At 71.5% G+C, this 17,122-nt stretch carries 14 protein-coding genes and 1 pseudogene; 8 read left to right on the plus strand and 7 right to left on the minus strand.

The genetic code is table 11. The features are described 5' to 3' along the window. The first annotated feature begins 303 nt into the window (after positions 1-303). The 3 genes from ACWGR4_RS24035 to ACWGR4_RS24045 all read left to right on the plus strand — a co-directional run bounded on the left by ACWGR4_RS24035 (position 304) and on the right by ACWGR4_RS24045 (position 6,564). Positions 304-4,206 carry a Pls/PosA family non-ribosomal peptide synthetase gene (locus tag ACWGR4_RS24035; protein ID WP_452129051.1) on the plus strand — a complete coding sequence of 1,301 codons (3,903 nt, stop codon included), beginning with the start codon at positions 304-306 and terminating at the stop codon, positions 4,204-4,206. Continuing rightward, positions 4,206-5,711, plus strand: a complete 1,506-nt coding sequence (locus ACWGR4_RS24040) for a M1 family metallopeptidase (protein WP_452129052.1) — start codon at positions 4,206-4,208, stop codon at positions 5,709-5,711. The genes ACWGR4_RS24035 and ACWGR4_RS24040 overlap by 1 nt, the downstream gene beginning before the upstream one ends. A 79-nt stretch (positions 5,712-5,790) precedes the next feature. After that, entirely contained in the window at positions 5,791-6,564 is a 774-nt protein-coding gene (locus tag ACWGR4_RS24045; protein ID WP_379995687.1) for an SDR family NAD(P)-dependent oxidoreductase, read from the plus strand. A 23-nt stretch (positions 6,565-6,587) separates the two neighbouring features. Here the strand turns inward: ACWGR4_RS24045 and ACWGR4_RS24050 are convergent, their stop codons facing one another. Beyond that, positions 6,588-6,935 carry a hypothetical protein gene (locus ACWGR4_RS24050; RefSeq protein ID WP_452129053.1) on the minus strand — a complete coding sequence of 116 codons (348 nt, stop codon included), beginning with the start codon at positions 6,933-6,935 and terminating at the stop codon, positions 6,588-6,590. Between the two features lie 389 nt (positions 6,936-7,324). Between ACWGR4_RS24050 and ACWGR4_RS24055 the strand changes: the two genes are divergently transcribed. Beyond that, a complete protein-coding gene (locus ACWGR4_RS24055) occupies positions 7,325-8,146 on the plus strand; it encodes a helix-turn-helix domain-containing protein (protein WP_452129054.1) in 822 nt (273 codons plus the stop codon). Then, positions 8,143-8,340 (plus strand): DUF397 domain-containing protein, encoded by a 198-nt coding sequence (locus tag ACWGR4_RS24060; protein ID WP_452129055.1) that lies wholly within the window; start codon positions 8,143-8,145, stop codon positions 8,338-8,340. Before ACWGR4_RS24055 ends, ACWGR4_RS24060 begins: the two co-directional genes overlap by 4 nt. 75 nt (positions 8,341-8,415) lie before the next feature. On the opposite strand, the gene ACWGR4_RS24065 is transcribed toward ACWGR4_RS24060, so the two are convergent. Beyond that, a complete protein-coding gene (locus tag ACWGR4_RS24065) occupies positions 8,416-8,745 on the minus strand; it encodes a putative quinol monooxygenase (protein WP_452129056.1) in 330 nt (109 codons plus the stop codon). A gap of 58 nt (positions 8,746-8,803) precedes the next feature. Between ACWGR4_RS24065 and ACWGR4_RS24070 the strand changes: the two genes are divergently transcribed. Further along, positions 8,804-9,163, plus strand: coding sequence for a MerR family transcriptional regulator (locus ACWGR4_RS24070; protein WP_452129057.1), 360 nt, complete (start codon positions 8,804-8,806; stop codon positions 9,161-9,163). A gap of 140 nt (positions 9,164-9,303) precedes the next feature. Here ACWGR4_RS24070 and ACWGR4_RS24075 read toward each other — a convergent pair whose 3' ends face one another. The 5 genes and pseudogenes from ACWGR4_RS24075 to ACWGR4_RS24095 form a co-directional block, all read right to left on the minus strand. Next, positions 9,304-9,858, minus strand: a complete 555-nt coding sequence (locus ACWGR4_RS24075) for a GNAT family N-acetyltransferase (protein ID WP_452129058.1) — start codon at positions 9,856-9,858, stop codon at positions 9,304-9,306. Between the two features lie 114 nt (positions 9,859-9,972). Further along, positions 9,973-10,594: pseudogene (locus ACWGR4_RS24080) on the minus strand (SDR family oxidoreductase). A gap of 95 nt (positions 10,595-10,689) precedes the next feature. Further along, positions 10,690-11,688 carry a TolB family protein gene (locus ACWGR4_RS24085; RefSeq protein WP_452129059.1) on the minus strand — a complete coding sequence of 333 codons (999 nt, stop codon included), beginning with the start codon at positions 11,686-11,688 and terminating at the stop codon, positions 10,690-10,692. Beyond that, positions 11,685-13,004 (minus strand): MFS transporter, encoded by a 1,320-nt coding sequence (locus tag ACWGR4_RS24090; protein ID WP_452129060.1) that lies wholly within the window; start codon positions 13,002-13,004, stop codon positions 11,685-11,687. The genes ACWGR4_RS24085 and ACWGR4_RS24090 overlap by 4 nt, the downstream gene beginning before the upstream one ends. 137 nt (positions 13,005-13,141) lie before the next feature. Then, a complete protein-coding gene (locus ACWGR4_RS24095; protein WP_452129061.1) occupies positions 13,142-14,299 on the minus strand; it encodes an alkaline phosphatase family protein in 1,158 nt (385 codons plus the stop codon). A gap of 391 nt (positions 14,300-14,690) precedes the next feature. Between ACWGR4_RS24095 and ACWGR4_RS24100 the strand changes: the two genes are divergently transcribed. After that, positions 14,691-15,902 (plus strand): putative Ig domain-containing protein, encoded by a 1,212-nt coding sequence (locus ACWGR4_RS24100; protein ID WP_452129062.1) that lies wholly within the window; start codon positions 14,691-14,693, stop codon positions 15,900-15,902. A gap of 326 nt (positions 15,903-16,228) precedes the next feature. Then, on the plus strand, positions 16,229-17,113 hold the full coding sequence (locus ACWGR4_RS24105) for a LysR family transcriptional regulator (RefSeq protein WP_379995717.1): 885 nt from the start codon (positions 16,229-16,231) through the stop codon (positions 17,111-17,113). The last annotated feature ends 9 nt before the right edge of the window (positions 17,114-17,122 follow it).

Here is a 17,122-nt window from a genome sequence, read left to right on the forward strand (position 1 = left end):
GCGTGGGTCACATGTGGTTGCGGTCGAGGGTAATCCGGGTTGTGAGCTGACTCGGTGTCAGGAGCCTTGGCGGATAAGGAGTTTAAGATCTGACGCTCCGTCAACTTGTAACTGATGATGCGTCAGTTTCCTTTGTTTCAGCGGTAGTTGATCGCATCACGAGTCGTGGCTTCGAGGTGAACGGGGTTAGTGTCGGTCGGGTTGCCACGCTCGAGAAGCGACCCGGTCGGCCAGGGGCCGGGCCCGCGACACCTCCCCGGGAGCCGATCGCAGGCCTTGACGGGGACCAGGGATGAGGACCTCATGGCCATAGCGCTACCGCTGCGCGCCACCGACGATCCGTTCGGTACCGCGCCCACGTCGACCCCCGCCGTCTACTCCGGACGGCCCGCGTCGACCCCCCGCACGCTCGTGGACATCCTGGACGCCACCGTCCGTGCCCACCCCAACGAACCCGCCCTCGACGACGGCCGCCGTACGCTCACGTATCGTGCCCTGGCCGCCGAGGTGGAGGGCCTGCGCCGACGGCTCGCCGAGGCCGGGATCGGGGTCGGCGACCGGGTCGGCGTCCGGGTGCCCTCCGGCAGCAACGACCTGTACGTCTGCATCCTCGCCGTGCTCGCCGCCGGCGCCGCCTACGTCCCGGTCGACGCCGAGGACCCCGACGAGCGCGCCGACCTGGTGTTCGGCGAGGCCGGCGTGGCCGCCGTACTGGGCGCCGAACGCGACCTCCGCGTCACTCACGTGGGTGACCCGCGCGACGTGAGTCACCCGCGCCCGCCCGCTCGCCCCACCCCCGCCGACGACGCCTGGATCATCTTCACCTCCGGCTCCACCGGCAAGCCCAAGGGCGTCGCGGTCACCCACCGCAACGCCGCCGCCTTCGTCGACGCCGAGGCCGGCCTTTTCCTCCAGGACGAGCCGATCGGCCCCGGCGACCGGGTCATGGCGGGCCTGTCGGTCGCCTTCGACGCGTCCTGCGAGGAGATGTGGCTGGCCTGGCGCTACGGCGCCTGCCTGGTCACCGTGCCCCGCTCGCGCGTGCGCTCCGGCGCGGATCTCGGACCCTGGCTGGCCGAGCAGGAGATCACCGTGGTCTCCACCGTGCCCACCCTCGCCGCGCTGTGGCCGACCGAGGCGCTGCTCGATGTACGCCTGCTGATCTTCGGCGGCGAGGCCTGCCCGCCGGAGCTGGTCGAGCGGGTGGTCGCCGAGGGCCGCGAGGTGTGGAACACGTACGGCCCGACCGAGGCCACCGTGGTCGCCTGCGCCGCGCCGCTCACCGGCGAGGGCCCGGTCCGCATCGGCCTGCCGCTCGACGGCTGGGAGCTGGCCGTGGTCGACGCCGAGGGCCGCCCCGTCGCGATGGGCGAGACCGGCGAGCTCGTGATCGGCGGCGTCGGCCTGGCCCGCTACCTCGACCCGGCCAAGGACGCGGAGAAGTACGCCCCGCTGGAATCGATGGGCTGGGCGCGCGCCTACCGCAGCGGCGACGTGGTCCGCGCCGACGCCGAGGGCCTGGTCTTCGTCGGCCGCGGCGACGAGCAGATCAAGCTCGGCGGCCGACGCATCGAACTGGGCGAGATCGACGCCGCCCTTCAGGCACTGCCCGGCGTGGTCGGCGCCGCCGCGGCCGTTCGCACCGTCAAGGGCGGCAACCAGCTCCTGGTCGGCTACCTGGTCACCGGCGACGGCTGGGACCGCGAGGACGCGGTGGCCCGGCTGCGCGCCGAACTGCCCGCCGCCCTCGTACCCCGCCTCGCCCCGGTCGCCGACCTGCCCACCCGCACCTCCGGCAAGGTGGACCGCGACGCGCTGCCCTGGCCGCTCGCCGACACCGAGGACAGCGGCCCCACCGAACAGCTGTACGGCACCGAAGCCTGGCTCGCCGAGCAGTGGACCGACGTGCTCGGCATCGCCCCCGACACCGCGCAGGACGACTTCTTCGCGATCGGCGGGAACAGCCTGGCCGCCGCCCGGCTCACCACACTGCTGCGCGAGCGATATCCGGCCGCCGCCGTCGCGGACATCTACCAGCAGCCCACGCTGCGCAAACTCGCCCGCCGGCTGGAGCGCTCGGCCCAGGACGCGGGCGCGAGCCGCAAAGTGGCGCCCACGCCGACCCGGGCCCGAGTGGCCCAGCTGCTCCTGCTCGTCCCGCTGTACACGCTGATCGGCCTGCGCTGGACGGTCGGGCTGCTCGCGCTCGGCAACGTGGCCGCCTGGTTCGGCCACTACCCGTGGGCGCCCACCGCGTCCTGGTGGTGGGTCGCGGCCGGCTGGGCCGTGCTGTTCAGCCCGCCCGGCCGGGTGGCCATCTCCGCAGGCGGCGCCCGACTGCTGCTGCGCGGGCTGCGCCCGGGAACGTATCCACGCGGCGGCGGGGTGCACCTGCGCCTGTGGGCGGCCGAACAACTGGCCGACGCGAGCGGGGCGACCTCGCTGTCCGGGGCCTGGCTGCTGCGCTACGCCCGCGCGCTCGGCGCCAAGGTCGGCCGCGACGTCGACCTGCACACGCTGCCGCCGGTCACCGGCCTGCTCAAGCTCGGCCGGGGCTGCGCGGTGGAGGCCGAAGTGGACCTGTCCGGCCACTGGCTGGACGGCGACCGCCTGGAGATCGGCGCGATCAAGGTCGGCGCCGGCGCGATCGTGGGCACCCGCAGCACGCTCTTCCCGGGCGCGCGGATCGGCCGCTCGGCAGAGGTCGCGGCGGGCTCCGCGGTCACCGGCAACGTGCCGCCGAGCCGGCGCTGGGGCGGGGTGCCGGCGATACGGCTGGGCAAGGTGGACCGGGGCCGGTTCGGCGACCGGCCGCCGCGTCGGGCCTTCTGGTCGGTGCTGTACGGGGTGGCCGGGCTGCTGCCGACGCTGCTCCCGGTCCTGGCCGCGCTGCCCGCGCTGGCGGTGCTCGGCGCGTTCGTGCACCCCGGCGACGGGCTCGGCACTGCGCTCGGCGGCGCGCTGCTCGCACTGGTTCCGGCGGTCGCCGCGTTTGCCGCGGTGTACGCGCTGTCGATCGTGCTCCTGGTGCGGCTGCTCAGCGTGGGCCTGCGTCCCGGCTACCACCCGCTGCACGGCCGGATCGGCTGGCAGGCGTGGACCGTCACCCAGTTGATGGACCTGGCCCGGGAGAAGTTGTTCCCGATCTACGCGAGCCTGTTCACGCCGGTGTGGTTGCGGGCGCTGGGGATGAAGGTGGGCAAGGGCGTCGAGGCGTCCACCGTGCTGGCGCTGCCGAGCCTGACCACCGTCGGCGACGGGGCGTTCCTGGCCGACGACACGCTCATCGCCTCCTACGAACTCGGCGGCGGGTGGATCCGGATCGGCGCGGCGACGATCGGCGAGCGCGCCTTCCTGGGCAACTCCGGGATGACCGCCCCCGGCCGCTCGGTGCCCGCGCGCGGCCTGGTCGGCGTGTTGTCGGCGACGCCGAAGAAGACCAAGAAGGGCGGCTCGTACCTGGGCATGCCGCCGATGCGCCTGCCGCGCTCGGCCGACGTCGCCGACCAGGGCCTGACCTACGACCCGCCGGCCCGGCTGCGTTGGGCGCGCGGCCTGGTCGAGCTGTGCCGGGCGATCCCGGTGTTGTGCTCGGCGGCGCTGGCGCTGCTCAGCCTCGCCGCGCTGGCCTGGCTGGGCACGTACTCGCTCGTCCTGGCCGCGCTGCTCTCCGGCCTGGTCCTGCTCGCCTGCGGGGTGGCGGCGTGTGTGGTGTCGATCGCGGCCAAGTGGCTCCTGGTCGGGCGTTTCCGCCCGGTCGAGCACCCGCTGTGGAGCGGCTTCGTGTGGCGCAACGAGCTGGCCGACACCTTCGTCGAGGTGCTGGCCGTGCCGTGGCTGGTCGGCCGGGTCTCCGGGACGTCCGTGCTCAACCTGTGGCTGCGCGGCCTGGGTGCGCACATCGGGCGCGGCGTGTGGTGCGAGAGCTACTGGCTGCCCGAGGCCGACCTGGTAACCCTGGAGGACGCGGTGAGCGTGGGACGCGGCTGCGTACTCCAGACGCATCTCTTCCACGACCGGATCATGCGCATGGATACTGTGATCCTTCGCGAGGGCGCCACGCTCGGCCCGCGCGGGATCGTACTGCCCGGCAGCACGATCGGGGCACGCAGCACGCTGGGCCCCGCCTCGCTGGTGATGCGGGGCGAGACCGTTCCGGAGGACACCGGCTGGCTGGGCAATCCGATCGAGGCCTGGCGACGGTAATGCGTTTCGAGACGGCGTCGCGCGACGCGGCTCGTCCCGCGACGGTGGGCGCGACGGGGACGGAGCACGAATCGGTGAGCGACCAGGGGGCGCGCACGGGTGCCGGCGAGGCGTACTTCGCCACACACGGCGACCCGCGCTATCGCGTCCACCGCTACGAGTTGACCCTGGACTACCGCCCGGGTCCCAACCGCCTGGCCGGCAGCGCCCGGATCGGCGCGGTGGCCGGGGATCGTCCGCTCGGCGACATCGTGCTCGACCTGGCCGAGTTCCGCATCGGTCGGGTGCTCGTGGACGGCCACCAGGCGCGCTACACGCACCGCGCGGGCAAGCTGCGGGTGCGGCCGGGTACGGCGATCCGGGCCCGGGCGGCGTTCACCGTCGAGGTGCACTACGTCGGCAACCCCAAGCCGGTACGCAGCCCCTGGGGCGGGGTCGGCTGGGAGGAGTTGACCGACGGCTCGCTCGTGGCCGGTCAGCCGATCGGCGCGCCGTCCTGGTACCCGTGCAACGACCGGGTCGACGACAAGGCGGCCTACCAGATCTCGGTCACCGCGCCGTCGATGTACGCCGTGGTGGTGGGCGGCCGGCTGCTCACCCGCAGCAGCCGGGGCGGCAACTCCACCTGGGTCTACGAGCAGCCCGCGCCCACCGCGAGCTACCTGGTCACCGTCTCGATCGGGCGCTACGAGACCGTTCCGCTGCCGGGGACGGGCGTACCGCAGGTCGCGCACGTGCCGGCGCGGCTGGTGTCCCGGTTCCGGTCGGACTTCGGCCGGCAGCCGCAGATGATGACGCTGTTCGAGGAGCTGTTCGGGCCGTACCCGTTCGGCGAGTACACCGTGGTGGTCACCGACGACGACCTGGACATCCCGATAGAGGCGCAGGGGATGGCCACCTTCGGGGCCAATCACGTGGACGGGGCGCGCGGGGCCGAACGGCTGGTCGCGCACGAGTTGGCGCACCAGTGGTTCGGCAACAGCGTCGGTCTGGCCGACTGGCGGCACATCTGGCTGAACGAGGGCTTCGCGCGCTACGCGGAGTGGTTGTGGTCCGAGCGCTCGGGCGGGCGCAGCGCCGCCGTGCAGGCCGCGATCGAGCACACCGACCTGAGCGGGCGACCGCAGGACCTGCTGCTCGGGTCGCCGCGCCCGAAGCTGATCTTCGACGACCGCATCTACGGGCGGGGCGCGCTGACCGTGCACGCGGTGCGGTGTGCGCTGGGCGATGTGGCGTTCTTCGCGATGTTGCGGGACTGGGCCACGACACACCGGCACGGGCTGGTGACCACCGACGACTTCACCGCGCACGCGGCGCGGTACGCCTCCCGGCCGCTGGACACGTTGTTCGAGGCGTGGTTGGACCGCGAGGCGCTGCCGCCGTTGCCGGTGGGGCAGGCCCTTTCCGCGCCGCCGTCCGAGCGTGCCGAGTCGGCCGCGCCGCCGCAGCGGCGGGGGCGGTTGGGGTGGCCCTGGACGTCGGGGCAGGGCGGATCCTCCGGCTGAACCGGAGGGCGGCGATGTGGGGGCGGGGCGATCCGGCATACGGTGCGGGGAGGCCGGCGTCGACGAGAGGAATGCCGTGATGAGCCAGGACGAGACCGCGAACCCTGCTTCCGCGCCCCGAGGTTGTGCGGTGGTGACCGGCGCCAGCAGCGGGATCGGCGCCGCGACCGCCGTGCACCTGGCGAGTCTGGGCTACGACGTGGTGCTGGGCGCGCGGCGCAAGGACCGGTTGGAGGAGGTGGTCGCGCGCTGCGCCGGAAGGGGCCGGGCGCTGCCGCTGGATGTCGCCGATCCGGACTCGGTCGCCGCGTTCGCCGCCGAGGTGGAGCGTTGTGATGTGCTGGTCAACAACGCGGGCTTCGCGCGCGGGACGGAGTCGGTGGCGGAGGCCGACGAGGCGGCGTGGACGGCGATGTACGAGACGAATGTGCTCGGGACGTTGCGGGTGACGAAGGCGTTCCTGCCGCTGCTGATCGCCTCCGGCGACGGTCAGGTGATCACGATCGGGTCGGTGGCGGGGCGGGAGCCGTACGAGGGCGGCGCCGGGTACAACGCGGCCAAGCACGCGGTGACGGCGATGACGCGGGTGTTGCGCCTTGAACTGCGCGGGCAGCCGGTGCGGGTGTGCCAGATCGATCCGGGCATGGTCGAGACCGAGTTCACGCTGAACCGGCTCGGCGGGGACGCCGAGGGCGCGTCGGCGGTGTACGCGGGGATGACGCCGCTGGTGGCCCAGGACATCGCGGAGTGCGTGGGGTGGGTGGCGACCCGGCCGCCGCACGTGAACATCGACGCGATGACGGTGCTGGCGCGGGACCAAACGTCGGCGCGCGTGGTGCACCGGCGGGCCTGAACGCGGCCGGCCGGCCTGCGGGTTCACGCCATAACCCCCGCCGCGCGCGCGGCCACGGCCCAGTCGTGGGCGGGCCGCGCGCGGGCGTCGTCCGTGCCCGAGTCGGCGAAGCGTCGTCGCCGCGCGGCGAGTTCGCCCGGCGTCATCAGGTACGGCGGAACGACTGTCGCCGAGTCCTGCACGGGCGGCTCGTCACCGGCCGGCCCCGGCGGCACGAAGTCCCGCCACCCACCGCAGCGGGCGGCCGGCTTCGGTGTGGCGGGCTCGAACGGTCGCGGGCTTCGCTCGGCCCAGCTCCCGCGCCGGACGCGCGGCGCGGGAGCAAGGAGCCGCAGCACCCAAGTGAACGCGCGGGCAAGAGAATTCCTCACGTTGTCGGTGTCCTTCCCGGATGTGGTGACGAGGTCGCGCGCAGCGGCGTGCCGGGACCCGGGTAGCGGCAATCCGGCGAGCACTTGCAGGGCGGGTTGGTGGACATGGATCCGTCGCCGAACGGCCACGTAGAGGGTCCGCCGGTGAACAACTCGGGTGGCTTCACCATGTGGGTTCCGGATTGGTCGACGTGGTAGACCGCAAGCCACATCCGGCCACTGCCGGCGGCACGCTTCGGGCTGCGTTCGTTTGGTTCCAGGTCTCGCATTCGACTGCGCTCCTCACGATGTCCGCGCTTCACTGTGCGTATTGCGATGGTGGCGCGGCGCATCGCCACTTTGGAGTGAGCGCCCGTCCCGACTTTTTGTGGGAAAGGTGGGTGACCCCCGTGCGCTTCGAGGCAGCTCCCGATGGCGAAAAACGTTTGCACCGGTTCGGACTCGCTATGAGGGCGCAGCGCGAACGGATGGGCCTGACGCTGGCCGACATGGCGGCGGCGTACGGCTATTCGACGTCGACATGGTCTCGTTACGAAAACGGCAGCCCCATCCCGCCGGAGCTGCCCGCGAAGTTGGACGAACTCATGGGAACCCACGGCATGTTCGCCGTTCTCTGGGACATGATCAAGGATGAGCGGTGGCCAAACCGGTATCGCGATTACATGCGACTCGAAGACGGAGCAAGGGAGATCGCCGAGTACGCGCCGTACGTGGTTCCAGGTCTCTTGCAGACCCCCGAGTACGCTCGTGCGCTGTTTGAAGCAGTGAACCCGGACGCCACGGCCGACACGATCGAGTCCATGGTGGACCTTCGAATGAGTCGTCAGGCTCGGCTGCGCGGCTCCGACCCGCCCTACGTTTCCGCCGTGCTCGACGAAACAGTCATCAGGCGGGCGGTTGGCGGTCCTGCCGTTCTATGTGCGCAACTCGAAGCCCTGTTGCCCCTCGTGGACACGTCGCGAACGCTCCTGCGGGTTGCTCCGCTTGCCCGAGGTGCACACGCCGCTCTGGGCGCCCCGCTGATCATGCTTGGCTTGTCCGACGGTGGGCAGGTCGCGTATCTCGAAGGGCTCGTCAACGGGCAACTTCTCGAAGACCCGGATACTGTGCGGGCTCGTCGGCGGTCCTACGATCGGGTTAGCGCCGAAGCGCTGACGCCGGGTGAATCGGCAGCCCTGATTACGGCGGTCATCAAGGAGAAGCAGTCATGATCCAAGTTCCCCGTCTCGGCGATGCGGTGTGGCGCAAGTCGAGCCACAGCAACGGGGATGGAGGTGCCTGCGTGGAAGTTGCCCCCGGCTTTGAGGTCGTGCCGGTTCGGGACTCGAAAGACCCGAGCGTTGGTCACCTCGTTGTCGCCCCGGGCTCCTGGTCGGCGTTGGTGTCGACGCTGCGTGGGGTCTGACGCGCGGTCGGCGTGAAGGCACGCAGGCGCTCGACCGGGTTTCCGGTCGAGCGCCTTGCATGTGCGGCGTGTGTCTCAGGCGGGGATCGGTTCCGGCTCGGCGTACGGGCTGAGCATGGTGTCGAAGTAGACCTCCGGGGCCTCCTCCAGGTAGGTCGACAGGTTGTCCAGGAAGGCGCGCAGCGACGGCATCGTGTTGTGTCGGTCCAGGTCTTCCTGGGAGCGCCAGACCTCGTAGAGGAAGAAGCGGCCGTCCTCGTGCTCGTGGAGGTGGTACTGCAGGTTGCCGGGCTCCTGCCGGGTGGGTTCCACCAAAGAGGAGAGGGTGCGCCGGACTTCGTCCGCGTACTCCGGCCGGGGGCGCAGGAATCCGTAAAGGGCCAGGGGGCGAGCTGTGTTCGTCATGACCCCACGCTAAGATCTCACATCGATGTGAGATTCAAGGGGATGTGAGGAGCAGCACATGAAGATCGGTGAGCTAGCCGCCATCACCGGCACCCCGGTCCGACTGCTGCGCTACTACGAGGAGCAAGGCCTCCTGGAGCCCGACCGCCTCGACAGCGGCCACCGCCGCTACGGCGACGGCGCTCCCGCCATAGTCCGACGCATCCGCGCGCTACTGGATGCCGGCCTGCCGACCCGCGTCATCCGCGACCTGCAACCGTGCATTCGCCAAGACGGCACGATCGCCGAATGCACGCTGGAGACCCTCCGACAACACCTCGAAGGTCTGGACAACCGCATCTCCGCACTCTCGGAAACCCGCACCTCCCTGGCCGACCTCATCTCCGCCACCCAGGCCCACGAACGGGTCCTCGCCTAGGACGGCGGCCCAAGCCACATCGCATCGCCGGGCGTCGGGAGCACGCAGGTCCTCTCACACGCGTCGGGGCCGACACCCACTGCCACTCCAGGGCTCCGTCACCGCGCTCCCGGGCCATTCGGCTTGACCCGGTCGGCCATTCAGGCCGGTTCCAATGATGTCGGGATGGCGTCCATCAGGACTTCGTCCACCCGACTGCCGGCCCACAGCGCGCTGCGGCGGCGGTGGCCGATGCGTTGGAATCCCGCCCGTGTGTAGGCCCGGATGGCCGCCACGTTCGGTTCCAAGACCGCGAGGAACACGTTCTCCAAACCGGCTTCCTCGAACGCGAAGTCGAGTACCAGGCGGGTTGCGGGGGCCGCGAGTCCTCGGCCGCGGCCCTCCTCGCCCAGGGTGATGAAGAACTCGGCCGCGGCAACGGGGTGGTCGATGGACAAGGTCGCGGTGCCGATCGGAAGCGGTCCCCCGTGAGGATCCGCGCGAAGGCGGTCGTACACGGTGAAGTGAGCGTTGGGCCCCGCAATCATGACGTCGAGTGCGGCGCGGAGCACTTCACGTTCCTCCGGCGCGAAACGACCGTTACCGCGCATGACCACGGGGTCGTTCGTCCAGCGCAGGTATGTATCCAACAGATCGTGACGCCTGGGTCCGATGGCCAGGGATTCGGTGGCGCGCTCGAACTCGGGGTGGGTCAAGCTGATGGGAATCGCCTCCCGGGATACGCGGAACGGCCGTGCAGGCGGTGGTCTCCGCCCGCTTTTCGACGTAATGCCCGATCTTGGTCCGCTCCATCCACGCGTTCCGGGTGGTCAGCCGAGGCCGCCGTTGGTGTGGAGGGTTTGGGCGGTTGGCCAGCGGGCTTCGGGGCCTGCCAGGAAGGCGATGACGTCGGCGATGTCGGTGGGGAGGCCGAGGCGGCGTAGGGGGGTTTGGGCGGGGACGGCGGCCAGGGCCTCTGGGGAGTTGGCCGCGTTGAGGAGGTCGGTGTCGGTGGCGCCCGGGGCGACCGTGTTGACGGTGATGCCTCGTGGGCCGAGTTCGTGGGCGGCGACCTTGGTGAGTTGTTCCAACGCGCCCTTGCTTGCCGCGTAGCGGATGGTCAGGAAGGGGGCCTTGGTGTTGACGGACAGGACATGGTCGAAGTCCTGTTCGGTCAGCTCGGCGATCGGGGTCGAGGTGGTGCCCGTCGCGGCGTTGTTGACCAGGATGTCCAGGCCGCCCAGGTGCTCGTCGGCCGTGGCCATGAAGGACTCGGCCGCGCCCGGCTCGCCCAGGTCGACCCGTACCGCCCGGGCCCGGCCGCCCGCCGCCTCGACCGCCGCCTCGGCGGCGGCCTCGTCGCGGACGTAGCCGAACACCACCTCCGCGCCGTCCCGGGCCGGCCGCTCCACCACCGCCCCGCCCGATCCCGCGTGAGCCTCCCGTGACCACGGCCTACTTGCCCTTCAGCGCCGACATGACATACCTCCGATGGGTCGGATCGCCGGTTTCGGTCGGAGCTTGCGCCGCCGGCGGGTCTCGGAAACTCAGTCGCGCAGGACGGCCGGGGACAGGGCGTGTGGGATCAGCAGGCTCGGACGGCCCGTTCCGTCGGCGCGCGCGGTCCAGACGTCGCCGCGCAGGTCGCCCGGAAGGCTGTACACGACCCGGGCGTCGTCGAGCCATTCCGCCTGGTCGTCGAGGGTTCGGGTCTCGGCGAGCGGGGTTTCCACGTTGGTGGCCAGGTTCAGTACGAACAGGTGCCACGGGCGGTCGGCGTCCGCGCCCGGGACCCGCTTCTTGTACGCGACGCGCGTGCCGTCGGGGGACAACGACGGGCACTCGGCGTTCTCGCGCACCGTGCGCAGCGTACGGGCGGCCACGTCGCCGCGTGCCAGCCAGGTATGGCCGCCGGTGGCCACCGTCGCGTAGAAGGTGTTGTCGTCGGCCGCGAAGGTCACGCCCCACACGTTGACGTCGGGGGAGCGGACCGTCTCGTCGCCGCGGCGCAGCGTGTACGACTCCAGGTTGTCGTCGAATCGGCCGCCGCGCGTGTCCAGGATCGCGGTCCGGGTGGAGAAGTTCAGGCCGGCGTACGACTCGCCGTTGACGAACGACGTCCACGCGACCAGTCGGCCGCTCGGCGAGACCCGGGCGCGCGAGGGCGTCCCGGCCAGCGCGCGCCGGCTCGTCTCGCGCAGGTTCGTGTCCAGGAGCACCGCGTCGTAGGTGCCGAGCGCCAACCGGGCCGGTTGCAGGCACACCCCCGTGCCGTGCGCGGCGTGGAAGACCAGGCACCCACGCGAGGCCACGGCTCGCTGCTCACCGGGGCGCGCCGCGTCGACCGCCGCGAGGTGGTCCCGGCCGGCGTCGGCGGCGGTGCTGCGGAACACGATCCGGCCCGGACGGTCCAGGCTCAGCGCCGTGTAGTCGCCGTCCCGCCCCGCGCGTGCGTCGCCCGCCGCCCGCAGGGTGTACAGCACGGCGAGGCCGACGAGGAGGGCGGTGACCACGGTGAGCACGGTCAGGCGCGCGGTACGGGTCATCGGGAAGCCCCCTTCGAGTCGGCCGAAGCCCCGGCGCCCGGGGCGAGTGTGCCGGCGGCCAGTAGCGCGACGGCGGCGACCAGCGCGAGGGCCAGCCCGGCGGCGGCGAGCAGCACGGCGGTGTGCGGGCCGTACAGGGTCCACGCCGCGCCGAACCCGGCCGCGCCCAGGGCCCGTCCGCCCGCCTGCCCGGTCTGCACCAACGCCAGCGCCCCGCCGCGCAGTTCCGCCGGTGCGGCCGGTGCGGCAAGCGCCATCAGAACGCCGTCGGTGCCCGCGTAGAACACCCCGAGCAGGGTCGGGATCGCCACGATCGACACCCGGTCGGGCAGCGGCGCGAGCAGCACGAGGTAGCCGCAGAGCAGCGCGACGTGTCCCGCCAGGAAGACCCGGCCGCGCCCGTACCGATCCCCGGCGGTGCCGGCCGGGACCGCGCACAGCAGGAAGACCAGCGCGGTGCCCAGCGGCAACAGCGGGAACAGGTGCGGCGACAGGTCGGTGTGCCGTTGCAGCAGCAGGTACACCATCGCGTCCCCGACGGTCGCCGCGCCGAGCAGCAGCGCGGCCGTACACACCCGGGCGAAGCCCGGCACCCGCAACACCGCCGCCGCGTCCCGCAGTCGCACCGGCGCGCGTCGCACCCCGACCTTCCCGGTACCGGCCGCCGGGTCGCGGACGAACAGGAGCAGTACGAGCAGCCCGAACGCGGCGAAGCAGAAGCTCAGTACGAACACCGCGTCGTACGCGTCGGCCGTCACCCACAACACCGCGAGCGCGACCGGCGGCCCGAACAGCGCCCCCGCCGTGTCCATCGCCCGATGCACCCCGAACGCCCGCCCCTGCGCGGCCGGCGGCGCGGCCATCGAGATCAGCGCGTCGCGCGGCGCGGTTCGCAGTCCCTTGCCGGCCCGATCCGCCGCGAGCACCCCGCCGATCGCCGCGACCCCGCCGGCGGCCGGCAGCAGCAGTTTGCATCCCGCCGAGATCCCGTAGCCGACCGCGGCGACCGTGCGATGTCGGCGGAAGCGGTCCGCGACATGCCCGCCGAGCAGCCGCGATGCCGCGGTGGCGCCGTTGTACAGGCCGTCCAGCATGCCGAACGCCATGGGTGAGAGCCCGAGTCCGAGCACGAGATAGACCGGGAGCACCGCGGTGACCATCTCCGCCGAGACGTCGGTCACCAGCGAGACCACGCCGAGGACGAGCACCACGGGCGCGACCCGCCGTACGCCACGGCGGGTCGGCGCCGGCGCCTGCGCCCTCGGATCACGCGCACCGGACGCGAGGTCGGCGGAACGACTGGACGACAGATACATCCGGGACCTCCGGGCGGCCGGACACGGGCAGGAAGGAAGGAAGTGGCGGGCGCCGAGGGCTGGTTCGAGCCCTCGACACCCACCCGCTCGACGCGTCGAGCGATCGGAATCGGCTCAACGCCGGAACTCGCCCACCATCAGAACCAGTTCACGGTCCAGCGGAACGCGGCGTCGGCTTTCGCCCCGGCGGAATCGGTGGCGCTCACCTCGGCGGCGAACGTCCCCACACCCCACGCCCGACCCGAGATCACACACGTCGACGCGTTCAGGAACAGCCCCGCCGGCAGATTCCTCCCAACGCATGAATACGGCGCCGTCCCACCCGAGACCCGAAGCGCCAGATTCACCTGCTGATTGAACTTCGACGTCTGCGCCCCCGGATCGGCAATCGTCACGGTCGAAGGACCCGGACCATCGTCGCCCCATACCTCGGTGATCGGGGCCGCGGTCGCCGCCTGGCCGGAGCGCCGGGTGCCGTACATGTCCTCGAAGGTGCGCAGCAGGCTGTAGTGGTCCTTGCGGCCCGCATATCGACCCGGCTTGACGTGCGCGCCGTACAGGATGGTCGCGATCCGGTTCTCGCTGCGGAAGTTGTCCTCGTCCCACGTGACCACCAGCAGGCTGTTGTGCGTCTTGGCCCATTCCGCGTAGCCGCTCAGCTTGTTCCGGGTCCAGGTGTCCCCGGTGGAGATCCCGCACGCCGGGTTGAACAGGCGGTCGTGCATGTCGTTGCACAGGTTGGGCACCACGTAGGAGACCGTGGGCAGGGCGGTGTAATCCGTCGGGAACGCGGTCATCGGATACGTGGTGGCCGCGGGTACGTTGGCGAAGGACAACCACGGGTTGTGCTTGCGCGCATACGAACCACTCGTACATGCCCCGGGATCGGCCGCCGACCAGTCCTCGTTGTAACTGCCCCACGTGGCACCGACGTCGATCAGCTGCCGGCCGAGGTTGTCCGCGCTGTACGGCGAGCCCGGCGGCGGGCACTCGTCGCCGGTGACACCCTGGGCGGAACCGGAGAACATCGCCAGGTAGTTGGGCTGACTGGGGTGCGTCTCGCCGTGGAAGTCGGTCAGGGAGGCGCCGCTGGCGGCCAGTTGGTTGAGATACGGCGCCTGCGAACTGCCGATGATCTCCTCCTGGTTGGCGTTCTCGTGCACGACGACCACCACGTGGTCGTAGCGCGGGATCGCGCCGGCGACCGTGCGAGCGGCCGGCACCCGCTCGGACGGACCGGCCGAGGCCGGGGCGGTGACGCCGGCGATCGCACCGAGTACGACCCCGACGGACAATGCGAGAAGGGTGGTGGATCGGGGTTTGCCCCGGGCCGTCGACCGGGACCCGGATCGGAAGTGAGCCATGACCTGGCGCCTCCTTGGCGTGGACGAAGCGGAACCGCAGCGTGGCTTCGGCACCCGGACGAAACAACGCCCGCCGCGCACAGGGGAGTCGGGCCCTGCCCGCCCCACGGGAGCCGGATTCCGCTCGGCACAGGGGGCCTGAACTGGCCGGGAGACACGCCGGTTCGGCCGATCGACGCGGCGGTCTCCGGCCGTATGCCGACCCGGCGCGCATGCATCGATGCCCAAGCGGTGCACCACCGGAGCAGCCATGTCGTTCCGTCATGAATGCATGCCGGACCGGTATTGGACGCGGGTGAGAGCGGCCTCATCTCCTGGAAACATGAACAGATCACGTTCCGCGACCCCACCGGAAACCCGCCCCCCGATCGACACGCCCGCACCGCCCGGTCGCCGCCGGGCCGCCGGACCCCTGCGCATCGCCCGCACCGCCGCCGTCGCCGCGCTCGCCACGGGCCTGGCCACGGCGGTCGGCATCACCCCCGCGCACGCCGCCGACCCACCCCACGTCCAGTGCACCCTCGCCGATGCGCGCATCGGCGAATCCAGCGGCCTGGCGCCCAGTTCCCGACACCCGGGCATCGCCTACACGCTCAACGACAGCGGAAACGCGCCCGACGTGTTCGCGATCGACACGAACACCTGCCGCACCGTCGCGGTGTTGCACGTATCGGGCGCGACCAACACCGACTGGGAGGCGATCTCGGTCGGCACCGACGACGCGGGCAACCCCGCGATCTTCGCGGCCGACATCGGCAACAACTTCGGCACCCGGACCCAGGTGACGCTGTACCGCATCGCCGAGCCCGCGACGCTCGCCGATGACACCGTGCCGGCCACGAGCTTCCCGCTGCGTTTCGCCGACGGCGCGCACGACGCCGAAACCGCGCTGATCGACCCGCGCGACAACCGCCTCTACGTGGCGAGCAAACTCTTCGGCGCGCCCGGTTCGCTCTACCAGGCGCCGCCGCTCCTGCGCAGCGACCAGGTCAACGAACTCACCCGGGTCGGACCGGCCCCGGACATCGCGACCGACGGCGCGTTCGCGCCCGACGGACGCTCGTTCGCGATCCGCAACTACTCCGACATCACCGTGTATTCGGCGCCCGGGCAGCAACTCGCCAAGTTCGCCGCGCCGAGCACGACCCAGGGCGAATCGTTGATGTACGCCCCCGACGGCAAGTCGCTCTACGTCGGCTCCGAAGGCGCGAACAGCCCGCTCTGGGTGGTCCCGTTGCCTCCCGAGGCGATCCCGGGTGGTCCGGGTCCTTCGACCGTGACGATTGCCGATCCGGGGGCGCAGACGTCGAAGTTCAATCAGCAGGTGAATCTGGCGCTTCGGGTCTCGGGTGGGACGGCGCCGTATTCGTGCGTCGGGCGGAATCTGCCGGCGGGGCTGTTCCTGAACGCGTCGACGTGTGTGATCTCGGGTCGGGCGTGGGGTGTGGGGACGTTCGCCGCCGAGGTGAGCGCCACCGATTCCGCCGGGGCGAAAGCCGACGCCGCGTTTCGCTGGACCGTGAACTGGTTCTGATCCACAGTCGTAGTGAACGGATTGCAACGAACCGATTACCCAATCCGTCCACGGCGCACCGGTCGAACCGTGCCGGTCGCAGCGCAACGCGGCACCGCCGGGCGGGCCGGCGCGGTGTTCGGGGCAGCCGCCCCGCGTACCGCGCCGGCCCGCGCGGTCGCTCCGTCATCGATGTCGCGCCCCGTTTCAGTCGCCCCCCGGCACCACGTCTCACCCTGGAGGAACACCATGGTCGACAGGCACCGTGCGGCACACCGGACGCTATTGCGCACCCGGGCACACGAGCGGGTCGAAATCCTGCTCCCGGGCGGAGGCATCGATACCCCGTGACCCTCCAACAGTTGCGCTACCTCATCGCCGTCGCCGAGCACGGCAGTCTGACCGGCGCCGCGCAGGAGTTGTTCGTCGTGCAGCCCGCGCTCTCCCGGTCGTTGCAGAGCCTCGAACGCGAGCTGAACGTCGTCCTGTTCGCCCGGGTGGGCCGGGGTCTCGTGCCCACGGCGGCCGGGGTCCAGGTGATCAACCTCGCGCGCAAGGTGCTGCGCGGCGTGCAGGCGATCAAGGACATCGTGCACGTCGAGGAGCCGACGCACAGCGGTACGGTGCACCTCGCCGCGACCGCCACGCTCGCGATCGAGTGCACGAGCTGCCTGCTGCCCGGACTGGCCAAGCAGTACCCGGAGTTGCACATCGTGGTGGATCGACAGGACAGCCGGGAGGCGCTGTTCGCGTCGCTGCGTTCGGGCGCGACCGACATCGCGATGGTGGACCTGCCCGCGCCCGGCGGCTTCGAGGTGTTGCCGCTGCGCTCGTACGAGGTGGTGCTGGTCTCGCCGAAGCACACCCGGCTGCCGGATCCGGTCTCCTGGACGGACCTGGAGGAGTTGCCGATGATCCTGCCGTCCCGGCGCAGCGCGCGACGGGCCGACTTCGAGATGTTGTTCGCCACCGCCGGGGTGCGGCCGACGGTGGCGATGGAGACCGACGACCGGGGGGCCTGGATCCCGTGCGTGGTGGCCGGGCACGGCTCGGTGCTGTGGTACGCCGACCTGGCCCAGCCGTTCGCGTCGAGTGTGGCCGTGCGGTCGATGAGCCCGAGGCTGATCCGGACGGTCGGCATGGTGCGCGGGCGCGGTCCGATCAGCCGCGAGGTGCGCACACTGCTCGACTACTCCCGGCGCCAGGGGGTCCAGGAGATCGAGTACGTGTGAACCCCCGCC

Source organism: Embleya sp. NPDC055664 (assembly GCF_053618075.1).

Excerpts from the sequence above, each read along its gene's own strand:
- ACWGR4_RS24070 (WP_452129057.1), top strand. The coding sequence starts at position 8,804 with ATGAAGATCGGTGAGCTAGCCGCCATCACCGGCACCCCGGTCCGACTG.
- ACWGR4_RS24045 (WP_379995687.1), top strand. The coding sequence starts at position 5,791 with ATGAGCCAGGACGAGACCGCGAACCCTGCTTCCGCGCCCCGAGGTTGT.
- ACWGR4_RS24065 (WP_452129056.1), bottom strand. The coding sequence starts at position 8,745 with ATGACGAACACAGCTCGCCCCCTGGCCCTTTACGGATTCCTGCGCCCC.
- ACWGR4_RS24085 (WP_452129059.1), bottom strand. The coding sequence starts at position 11,688 with ATGACCCGTACCGCGCGCCTGACCGTGCTCACCGTGGTCACCGCCCTC.
- ACWGR4_RS24040 (WP_452129052.1), top strand. The coding sequence starts at position 4,206 with ATGCGTTTCGAGACGGCGTCGCGCGACGCGGCTCGTCCCGCGACGGTG.
- ACWGR4_RS24090 (WP_452129060.1), bottom strand. The coding sequence starts at position 13,004 with ATGTATCTGTCGTCCAGTCGTTCCGCCGACCTCGCGTCCGGTGCGCGT.
- ACWGR4_RS24100 (WP_452129062.1), top strand. The coding sequence starts at position 14,691 with ATGAACAGATCACGTTCCGCGACCCCACCGGAAACCCGCCCCCCGATC.
- ACWGR4_RS24060 (WP_452129055.1), top strand. The coding sequence starts at position 8,143 with ATGATCCAAGTTCCCCGTCTCGGCGATGCGGTGTGGCGCAAGTCGAGC.
- ACWGR4_RS24035 (WP_452129051.1), top strand. The coding sequence starts at position 304 with ATGGCCATAGCGCTACCGCTGCGCGCCACCGACGATCCGTTCGGTACC.